We start from the raw sequence: 10585 nt of genomic DNA, 5'->3' as shown, positions 1-10585 counted from the left end.
TTAGTTGTTTCTTCTGCCGTATTCTTTTTTGTATCGACTGGTTTACTTTCAGTAGAATTATTACATCCAGCTAATAACAAGAAACTTGTAAGTGCCCCTAGTATGATTTTTTTCATTAAAAATTCCCCCGTATTTTTTTATAAAAACAAACAATGACATAATTATACATTGAAAATATTACCATAACAATTTACTATTTTGAAAAATTTATTGGTAAGTGGTGTTATCCCGTCGCCATCAAGTTAATACTTTGGAGTATCCCAAAAATGAAAGTTTTAGAGAACAATTCATTTCTTAAGTTGATGGACGTGGAGGATAGTCAGCATGTTTCTACTCAAAGCTGCACTCAAAATAGTATCCGATTTTATTTGTGAACAGACCTCTGGTTGTGTGTATAAACAGGTCTATGGACGCATATTAAAGTAGTTTTTCTGTACTATTATAACTGGTGTAATGGTTATGTTTTTCCACATATCCTTTAATAAGGAGGTTATTAATATGACACGAAAAACATCCGGTGAATGGTGGCTGTCTAAGAAGTGGGGATATGCAGCATCGGTCGCTCTCATTCCCTATGCCATTTTAAAGATGCTTTGGGCGTTTGGAATTCCCTTATTGGTTTCTGAGCATGGTGTTGAGGCATTGCATGTATCTATGAGAACCAACGCTGATCAGGTTAGCCGTTTTCTGTATTCCTACGGGGTTGACCTAACCGTCATTTTAGCTATCATTGCTTGCACTTGCGCTGGTTCGGCCATGGGGTATTCAACATAGATTTTTGAAAATATTGAAATTTACAGACCTGGAAAATTACCTTGTAATTTTAAGTACATTACCTTATATTATTAAGTAGTCAAGATTACTTAATAATATTTAGTACATGAAAGAAGGTAATTGAAAAATGAACTCAATCAATAATTTTCTATTTAGATCCATAAATGATTTAGGTTTCCACCTGACAGTTTTAAATCCAGTTATGGTATTTATGGCAGAATATGGAGTGTTTCTTTTAGCTATATGGATGATTCTTCATTGGTTTTTTACTAAAAAGAAGGTTCGAGTAAGAACTGTTTTGGCGGGTTCTTTATTGGCTTTCCTTTTTTCAGAAGTTATAGGTAAAATGCTAGGTAAATTTATTGCACACCCGCAACCATTCGCTACATTACCAAATGTCAATCAATTAATTTCTCATGAGATCGATAATTCATTCCCTAGTGACCATACTATTTTATTTTTTAGTATTTGTATGATGCTGTTCTTGGGAAGCCAATCAAGCAAACGCGTTTCTTATTTAATTGCAGCAACGATTGTTGGCTTCTCTCGCATTTGGGTTGGCGTTCATTATCCAATTGATGTTTTAGCTGCGGCTTTCATTGGTATTTTTGTATCAATTATTTTATATCCTGTCATTACTCATTCAAAGATACTTATACGTATCATTAATACTTATAATCGTTTCACAGAAAAATTTTAAAAAACCAATATGGATATAAATTAATACAATATCAAATCAACTTTTTACTACAGATAAACGACCAGTATGCTCCCACTCAAGGAAGTTTCACTTTAAACGGAAAGGAAGAATTAATGATGTTAGTAGTTAAAAACCTAAAGAAAGCTTACGGATCTGAAATACAATATGAGGCACTGAAAGGTATTAATTTAACCATTCATGATGGAGAGTTTGTTGGAGTTATGGGTCCTTCGGGAAGTGGGAAAACAACTCTCCTAAACCTATTAGCAACAATTGATCAACCAACATCGGGAGAAATATTATTAAACAATCAAAATCCAAACCAATTAAATGATGAAAAAATCGCAAAGTTTCGTAGAAAGCAACTTGGTTTTGTTTTTCAAAACTTTAATCTACTGCCTACCTTAACAGTAGAAGAGAATATCATTTTGCCACTAACACTAGACGAAGAGAATGTTTCTGTTATGGAAAAGAATGTTGCAGAAATTGCTTCTCGTTTAGGTATTGAGAATTTATTGAAGAAAAAGATTGCAGAGATATCAGGTGGACAAGCTCAGCGGACTGCAGTTGCTCGAGCAATGATTCATCAACCTGAGTTATTGCTCGCTGATGAACCTACAGGAAATTTAGACACCAAATCTTCACGAGATGTGATGACTCTATTGAATCAATTAAATACGGAGGATAACGCAACGATATTAATGGTTACTCACGATCCAGTAGCAGCTAGCTATTGCAATCGAATCATCTTTATTAAAGATGGTGAGCTGGTAGATGAAATCAAAAAAGGAGAAAATCAAAAGAGTTTCTATCAAAGAATTATCAATAAATTAGGTCAGATTGAAGGTGTTTTTGATGAGTTTTAGTCAATTTATATTTCGGAATACCGTAAGAAATAAACAACTGTATTTAGGATATTTTCTAAGTACCTTAATAACTGTTATGACATTTACGACATTTATGATTATTACATTGCATCCAGCACTTCCAGATGAAATTCCTAATAAATTAAAAATTGGATTATTTGTAGCTGCTGCGATTATTTATGTCTTTTCTTTTATTTTTGTTTATTATTCAATGGATGTTTTTCTCCATGCAAGAAAGAGAGAATTTGGATTATTACTTATTCAAGGCATGAGTGCAAAACAGTTGAGAAAAATGATATTTGGAGAAAATATGGTAATCGGACTATTCTCAACAGGTCTTGGTTGTCTGCTTGGAATTGTTTTTTCTCAAGTTATTATGGTCATGTGTAAACAAATTCTACACATTCATTTTCCTTTATCTTTTCCTTTAAAAGCGATTATTTTGACCCTTCTGTCGTTTGAACTTTTGTTTGTGATTCTGTCCAAAATAATACAATTCCGACTTCCAAAGATGAATGTAAATGAATTATTAAAAAGTCACGAGTTAGGGAAAGGAAAAATAAAGATTTCTAAATCTAGGGCAATAGCAAGTTGTCTGCTAATTGGAATTGGTTATCTTATTGCATTGTTTGCACAAGGCGGCCTAGTCGTATTAGCTATGTTTCCTGCTGTTATCGTTGTAACAATTGGAACATACTTCTTATATACACAAGGAATGATTTTATTTGTTAATAAGGTTCAAAAAAAGAAGAAGTTATTCTGGAAAAATCCTAATTTGGTCATTTTTTCCGATTTAGCCTTCCGTATGAGAGATAATGCACGCTCGTTCTTTTTCGTATCCATTATTTCAACAGCAGCGATTGCAGCTAGCGGTACATTGTACGCTTATAATCATATGATTTTTAATGGTATGCTTTCAAAACCCTATGAATTTGGAGTAACTGAAAAAGCACCAACAGTTGATAGAATTGCCGATGAGTTTAATCGATTATTAAAAGAAAACAATATAAATGTAGATCGAGGTATAGCTACCATTTATTTCGATAACCTTATAGGCTACATCAAGGAAAAAGATTATAACAAAATGGCAGAAATGACCCAAACGGATAGAGTTAAAGTAGGTGATTACGGTATACAGTTAATGCCAATTGAAGAGGATTTGTTTTCAGAAGAAACTCCTGATAGGCTTACAGCTGTAACATTGCCAAATGGTGCTTCTTTTCAAGTAGACAGCACTTTGGAATCAAATTTAATTTCATTGGAACGCCAAATGATTATTGTACCAAATGAAGTTGATTTATCGATGTTAACAGAGCAAAGTAAGATGGTTATTTGGCAACCTCATCATACTTTTCACGAAGATCTTGTAGAGATTGGGAAATTTCAAGAGTCACACCCTAATTTTATTGCTACAAGTTATACCATCCAAGAAACAATTGATAGTAATGCACCAATACTGATGATTGGTATCTTTGTTAGTATTGTTTTCTTCATCTCTGCTGGAAGCTTTCTTTATTTTCGTTTATACAGTGATTTGGTTGTGGATGTTAAAAAGTTTAAACAAATCTATAAAATTGGATTATCTAAAGCAGTTTGTAAACGTATGATTTATAATCAGGTAGGAATCCTTCTCTTTACACCAATCATCATATCATTGATACATGGCGTGGTAGCCTTAACAGCCATGTATCATCTTTTTGGTCAATCGATGCAATTACAAGGGGGGATGGTTCTAATTGCTTTTGCTGGAATTCAACTATTGTATTATCTAATCGCTAGACGTTTTTACTTTAAAAAAATCTATCATCAGATTATTAGGTAAATGTTATATTAGTGTTTATCACTTTTATGTGAATAGTACAATTATTAAATTGTACTATTGGAAAAGAATGATTATTTATGTAAGATAAGACTAAAAGAATGTAAAGGCATGATGTATACATGAATAAAGAGATGTTAAAGGGAACGATTGATTTATTGATCCTTTCTACCTTATCTTCTGCTGATAATTATGGATATGAAATTTCAAAAGAAATAAAAGAACGAACGGAAGGGATGTTTGAAATCCAAGAAGCTACTCTCTATTTGGCACTAAAAAGGCTAGAAAAAAATAATTTTGTCGAAGCATACTGGGGTACTGAAAGTCAGGGAGGAAAACGAAAATATTACCATTTAACTGATTTAGGAATTGAGCAGTTGGAACAGATGAAAGCTGACTGGACTAAAATCTCAGAAATGGTACACCGTTTTTTATAAGGAGTGAATTAGATGGTGTTTTTTTCCTTTAATCAAGTGAAATACAAAAGTATATTACTATTATCTATCTTAATTTTTGGTTTATGCTATATTAGCGATACTTTAAATCAGCCTCAACATACCGAAACAATCAATTTAGCCGGTTATGTATTAGGTATTATGATTGCTTGCTTTTGGGGAATTCTGAATTATATAGATCATTTGCGAATTAATCCCCTCTACAAACAAGCAAATACAATTAATGAATTTGTAGATGAATTAGAGCTTAATTCAGATGGAAAATTAGAACTAAAAGCTTATATGGAGGATTATGTGAATGACCAAGTAGCTAACGGAAATGATATAAAAAGTGCTACTAAAGAAGTAATCAGTCAATTTAAAGCGCAAGGATTTACTGGGAATCAGTTGAGTAAGGATACGTTCTTTTTTCATTCTCATAATTATTTAATTGGGAATGGTCTGATTTTATTCTTAATCGGTATTGTTTTCTGGTTCCTCTTCTCTCAATTTCATTTGGTAATATTGGTCACAATCGAATTATTAGGGATGTGCTATGCTTTTGGGTTTTGGTTACTCTTTATACTATACAAGTTTTTAAACATGATATTAAAGAAAAAATCCTAAATGAATAACAGATGGGATGATTCAAACAGGTGATTCTTCTTGAAGTGGTACCATCGAGAAAATAACGTCATAGCAAAAAAGAGTAAGCGATGTGATTTATATTAACTCATTAATGTGATCTTTTAGTGCTGTTATGATTCAAATGCTCAGAAACTGATTCTGAGCATTTTTTTGTGAAACTATTCTCTTAAACTAACCTCCCTCTATAAAGAAAGGATAATCTTTCACAATCTCCTCGTTATTTTAAAATAAATATCCGGAAATATGGCTCGATCGTTCAATAAAAAAGACATTCGATTTATTTTTTAATAGCATAATTCAACAGGGGAGTTGGGGGCCAAGTACAGGAACTTTTACAGCATGTATAGCTTCAGGAACAAGTGCGGGACTAAATGATGGATTAGTTACTTGTAGTGATATTACGGAAGAGAAATACAACAGCGTGTCGACTATTGGTTTTATGATTAAAAAATAGATTGAAGAGAATTTCTGGATTACCCTGAAACTCCTTTTATGAGATACCTTCATTTTGAGGGTGTCTCTTTTACTTCTTATTCAACAAATGCCTTGTTTGTTGAATAAGAAAATTGTAAATTTTAAAAAAAATAAATGATTATATTTTTATATCATGATAGCATTTGAAATGTATTAAATATTAATAGAGAAAGGAAAGAGAAACTATGAATATGAAAGTCGAAACTCTTCCCAAATATCGCATTGCATATGTGCGACAAGTTGGTCCATATGGTCCTGCCAACATTCAAGCAATGGAAAAATTAAAGAAATGGGCTGAGGAGAAAAATCTTGCTGAATCGGCAATAATACTTGGAATTCCACAAGATAACCCTGAAACAACACTTCCTGAAAACTGTAGATATGATGCTTGTATTGTCATTTCAAAGGATTATCAAATTGATGATTCAATTTGCGAAAGTGAACTTTCTGGTGGAAAATATGTTATTTACAAAGTCAAGCATACAGCGGAAGATATTCATAAAGCATGGGCTGAAATTTTTCCAGCTTTACAAAACAGTGGATATCAAATTGACAACAAACCGATTTTAGAAAGATACACTGCTGATATGATTAACAACCATTATTGTGAAATATGTGTACCTGTAAAACCGTTATAGTTTGATTAGTACGTATTTACAATGTCCATCACCAGAAAATTAAACATAGAAAAAGAAGAACAAGTGGCTTATCAGTAACGATAACTTCTTGTTCTTCTTTTATTATTCTGCTTCGTTTGTTGAAAAAGGTTCAATGAAATGATCAAGCTTTAATTTAAGGGTGTTTGGCTGGAACCCTAATAAAGGTACAAAAGAAAAAAGCATGTCTTGAAAAAAAGATTGTTCAAAACATGCTCTTATAATATTTAATGAAGTTAATTATTCATTAACTTTACAGCTTTGTCTATAAATTCGGTACCTTCTTCGAATGGAACTTGTGCAGCATTGAGTTGATTTATATCACGACTATCAAGGGCTTTCGAAAGCATGTTCATAGATTCAATGTATTTGTCCATTGATTGTAAATACATTGAATGAACTTCTTTGAAAGCTGGCGGAACTTCACCACTTGGTGGATTTTCAGCTAAAGATTGGATTTCGACTACAGATGCAGCAGCTTTTTTGGTCCAATTATCGTTACGGATTTTAGGATTAATAAATACTTCGGAAAAAGTTTGGAACGCTTTGCTCAGTTTTTGAGAGTGATTCGTCATTTTATTTCTATATTCAGTTTCACTCGTTGTAGTTGTAACAGGTTCTTTTTGTATTTCTGTAACAGGATTTTCAGCTGGTGATGTGTTTGATTCAATAGGTTTTATCGATTCTGTAGGTTTAGCTGCCGATTCAGTTGTTTTTTTCTTTTCAGTTGATTCAACTTTTTTATCAGTTGCAACATCATTGTTCTTAGATGAATCCGTATTGCTCACGCAAACGATAAAGACAACTAGACAAATCATGAAACCGATATACGTTCGATTTCTAAGTTTTTTGTTCTTTTTAATAAGTGCAAATATAAGTATAAAGATTGCTACTACGCACCCAACTAAAGATAGAGCACCAAATAAAGCCTCCATAATAAAACAATCCCTTCCTAACTATAGAAAATTTTGTATAATTTACCCAGTTATCTATAATAACAAAAAAATATTAGAAATACTATGCACAAATGTTATTAATTTGATGAGTTATATTGACGTAGAAGATGCCTTTCGATGAAGCATATTGGTTCAGTGCAAATAGAATATCTAGTAAGTTAGCTAGAGATATTCCAGGAACCGCTACAACCAGTTTTAATTTAAAAACTACAAGTATACTTGATATCGAAAGTATAATATATTGCTTACTTTCACTAATGGAATGATTTTTATTGTAAAATGTTTTTTTAATTAAACATTTTCTTAAAAACTTTCTAGACAGTATTGAGATAAAATGGTGTATTCTATGAGGAGATTCCAAAAATTACTATTTTTTGATAATATAAAATAAGAAAGGGGGAACCTTGCATGCAATGGTATTTAAAAGCACTTAAAAACTATGTAGGTTTTAAAGGGAGAGCTCAACGTAAAGAATACTGGGTATTTACCCTTGTTGATCTCATAATCTTCTGGGTGCTTGTATTTCTTGGAGCAGCATTAGGAGATACATTTCCAGTACTTGGAGGACTTTATTTTCTAGCAACGATATTGCCAACCTTAGCTGTTCGCGCTCGTAGACTTCATGATATAGGAAAAACCGGATGGTGGCAGCTGCTAGCCTTTATTCCGATTTGTAATATCGTTCTTTTTGTATTCTATATCCTGGAAAGTCAAGAAGAGGATAACAAATACGGACCAAAGCCTAAATTTGATGTAGAGCACTAATATTCTTATTACTTTTTAAACAGATTGATAACCTATGGATATTTCCCCTATAGGTTATTAATCTGTTTCTTTAATTTAAGGTGTGTTTAGCTTTAAGAGGTTCGGAAATGATTCATAAATTGACCTCACAGCATCATTATCAAATTTAATAAGGGAAAATTAAACCAGTAGTGAGCCGCGTTTTAAACTTTCGTCAGGATAATATAAGAAAAGCACATCTTTTGAGTGAAAACGGTCATACGAGAGGGAAAATCGTTATTTGTATGAAACAGTAGTTTAGTGTACTTAAGTCTATAAATAAAAAATATAATGAAAAAATCCCTCTCACAACGTACTTTTTGAAGGAGAGGGATTTTTATGGATAGCATGAGCCGGGGGAGGAAACACCCTCACCCCGGCTTCTCTTGCTGCTACTTTATTTCGGTAATGTGAATGTCACTTTTTTCCCTTTTGAAATGTCTTTTGCATCTTTATTTCTCATAGGTCCTAATTCAATCTCAAAGCTTTTGTCTTTCCAAATCTTTTCATACTGCTCCGCATCTAAGGTATAGACCTGTAATAACTCGCCAGATGTTCCGGCTTTGATCACATCACTATATCTGTAATTCAGCAACATGCCTTCACCAAGCATATACTGCGAGCCATCGTTAAGTGTTAGTTTAGAACTTATTGGAGACAACGCAATATCTTCAGCCTCTTTGTTATCGAGTTTAAATTTGACTGTCAGTAAAACAACGCCATTTTTGAAATTTTCAAACCGGGGAGCTTCAACGGAATTTGGCGTGAATTTGGTGAATTGAAATCCGTCTAATGTAACATTAGTAGCACCTAATTCTTGGCTGTTATTAATGTTTGATTTCTCTTTTAGCATTGTCTTTTCGCCCAGGTTATCAACGGTTGCTTTATCTTGATAAAAAGTTTTATCTGTTGCAACCTTTTCAGCACCTTGTTTATTTAAACTTAACGCAAAATTCCCCGGACTTCCGATTGGAGCGTCATATTTTCCTTTATTAGCTTGCGCTTCAGGGACTTTGACTGATACCGTTGATAGCTCCAGAATTTTTGTTAAATCATCTTTACCGAATGGATAAGCAACATAACCAGAAACGGTTTTCCCTGCTTTTACTAAATAATCATTGTCTGGAGACAATTTTACAGATAATTGATCTTCTTCTGGAATTAAATCTTTATAGTTATTGTAAGCCTTCTGAGCGCCTGTAAATGTCATGTCTAAGGTTGGCATATAATAAATATCTTTATTTGAATTATTCTTTACACTATAGTGTGCAAGAATAACCCCACCATTTGTTTGATTGTTAAAAGGGATATTAAAATCGGTATGAAAATCATTCAATTCAACTAATGTATAGCTATCAAGCGATACTGAAACATCATTTAATTTATGTACTTGCGGTTCTTTGTTTTCATAAAGGACTTTCGTTTTACCTTTTGTTTCTTTCTCCATATACGAGATAAGCTTTGAATAATTGTTTGAGTTAACTGTCGTATCTTCAGTGTTTTTATCTTCAGATTCTTTTTCTTTTGCTGTATCTGTTTTGTCTGCCTTATCTTCTTTTGCTGTATCCGTTTTTTCTGTCTTATTTTCTTTTGTCTCATTCTCTTTTTGATCTTTATTTGCTTGATCACTTTGACCGCAGCCAGTTATCATAAGGGCTGCAATCATCACGACAGAAAATAAAGAAATTATTTTTTTTGACATTCTTCTTCCCCCTGTTTTTTCTCTATTAAACTTTTAATCTATACAATCAAATAATTGATTATATCCCCCTTGTCGGCTCCACGTTTCATTATAGAAAAAAGTTGTAACATTTACCAGCTTTTTCTAGCGTTTTATACCATTTAAGAGGATAAATCTGTCTTTCAAAAAGAAAAGTATTTGAATGCATACAAGTGGAATAAATATTTTAACGCTTTTCATATCAGCAGCCACTTTAACGAAAAAGATGTAGAATTAGAATTCACACAAAAAGATAAGTATAATCTTTATTTCGCAGGGCAATTGCTTATGCAACCAAAATCCCCACTACGTTCCATGACATGGAAAAACGAACTACTTACAGATGTAAACTAAATCATACTATGTTTCTTAACCAAATTGATAAAAAATCCTGGGAACTATAGTTTCCTAGGATTTTTTATTAATAATTTTCATAAAGACCATATCAAGGTATTTGATAAACAAGGAAACTTCCATGCTTTGTTAGATTTAGATGGAAATATTAATATTAAAAAATGGAATCTAAACAACAAATTAAAACCCGGAGTGCAAATCAAGAATAAGATTTGTACTCCAGGTTTCAGTATTTTTAATTATGCGAAGTCGATAATAAATTCAAATGTGTTTTATTATGATTGAATAAGAATGTATCCAAAAAATTATCTTAATGTATCTTCGATTAATATTTTTTGTTTATAAATCATTCTGCCTTAAATTCAATCACTTGATCTTGATTTATTTTTTTTCCATCTAAA

11 protein-coding genes are annotated in these 10585 nt (G+C 32.3%); 9 read left to right on the top strand and 2 right to left on the bottom strand.

Annotated features, from left to right (window positions below; all coding sequences use genetic code 11):
* Positions 1 to 498 precede the first annotated feature (498 nt).
* The 7 genes from J4P91_RS27580 (at position 499) to J4P91_RS27550 (ending at position 6353) form a co-directional block, all read left to right on the top strand.
* Positions 499 to 774, top strand: a complete 276-nt coding sequence (locus J4P91_RS27580) for a hypothetical protein (RefSeq protein ID WP_207996630.1) — start codon at positions 499 to 501, stop codon at positions 772 to 774.
* A 127-nt stretch (positions 775 to 901) separates the two neighbouring features.
* On the top strand, positions 902 to 1474 hold the full coding sequence (locus J4P91_RS27575; protein ID WP_207996629.1) for an undecaprenyl-diphosphatase: 573 nt from the start codon (positions 902 to 904) through the stop codon (positions 1472 to 1474).
* Between the two features lie 116 nt (positions 1475 to 1590).
* A complete protein-coding gene (locus tag J4P91_RS27570) occupies positions 1591 to 2340 on the top strand; it encodes an ABC transporter ATP-binding protein (protein ID WP_279538733.1) in 750 nt (249 codons plus the stop codon).
* Complete coding sequence (locus J4P91_RS27565; protein ID WP_207996627.1) at positions 2330 to 4162, top strand: FtsX-like permease family protein; 1833 nt, start codon at positions 2330 to 2332, stop codon at positions 4160 to 4162. The genes J4P91_RS27570 and J4P91_RS27565 overlap by 11 nt, the downstream gene beginning before the upstream one ends.
* Before the next feature lie 119 nt (positions 4163 to 4281).
* Positions 4282 to 4596, top strand: a complete 315-nt coding sequence (locus tag J4P91_RS27560) for a PadR family transcriptional regulator (protein WP_207996626.1) — start codon at positions 4282 to 4284, stop codon at positions 4594 to 4596.
* A gap of 12 nt (positions 4597 to 4608) precedes the next feature.
* Positions 4609 to 5220 carry a hypothetical protein gene (locus J4P91_RS27555; protein WP_207996625.1) on the top strand — a complete coding sequence of 204 codons (612 nt, stop codon included), beginning with the start codon at positions 4609 to 4611 and terminating at the stop codon, positions 5218 to 5220.
* 680 nt (positions 5221 to 5900) lie between these two features.
* On the top strand, positions 5901 to 6353 hold the full coding sequence (locus J4P91_RS27550) for an AraC family transcriptional regulator (RefSeq protein WP_207996624.1): 453 nt from the start codon (positions 5901 to 5903) through the stop codon (positions 6351 to 6353).
* Between the two features lie 254 nt (positions 6354 to 6607).
* Here the strand turns inward: J4P91_RS27550 and J4P91_RS27545 are convergent, their stop codons facing one another.
* The gene (locus J4P91_RS27545; protein ID WP_207996623.1) at positions 6608 to 7306 is read right to left on the bottom strand and encodes a DUF7018 domain-containing (lipo)protein; all 699 of its coding nucleotides are present in this window, start codon (positions 7304 to 7306) and stop codon (positions 6608 to 6610) included.
* 429 nt (positions 7307 to 7735) lie between these two features.
* Between J4P91_RS27545 and J4P91_RS27540 the strand changes: the two genes are divergently transcribed.
* Together J4P91_RS27540 and J4P91_RS29850 are read left to right on the top strand one after the other, a co-directional pair.
* Positions 7736 to 8092: a DUF805 domain-containing protein gene (locus J4P91_RS27540; RefSeq protein WP_207996622.1), complete on the top strand. Its 357-nt coding sequence runs from the start codon at positions 7736 to 7738 to the stop codon at positions 8090 to 8092.
* 158 nt (positions 8093 to 8250) lie between these two features.
* Entirely contained in the window at positions 8251 to 8367 is a 117-nt protein-coding gene (locus J4P91_RS29850; protein WP_374192073.1) for a zinc-binding dehydrogenase, read from the top strand.
* A gap of 140 nt (positions 8368 to 8507) precedes the next feature.
* Here J4P91_RS29850 and J4P91_RS27530 read toward each other — a convergent pair whose 3' ends face one another.
* Positions 8508 to 9812 carry a DUF5068 domain-containing protein gene (locus tag J4P91_RS27530; protein WP_207996620.1) on the bottom strand — a complete coding sequence of 435 codons (1305 nt, stop codon included), beginning with the start codon at positions 9810 to 9812 and terminating at the stop codon, positions 8508 to 8510.
* Positions 9813 to 10585 lie beyond the last annotated feature (773 nt).

The organism is Bacillus sp. XF8, assembly GCF_017498755.1.
In the GTDB taxonomy this organism is placed as follows: Bacteria; Bacillota; Bacilli; order Bacillales; family Bacillaceae_G; genus Bacillus_A; species Bacillus_A bingmayongensis.
The sequence above is the reverse complement of the archived record's forward strand: the minus strand, read 5'-3'. Positions and strand labels throughout refer to the sequence as shown.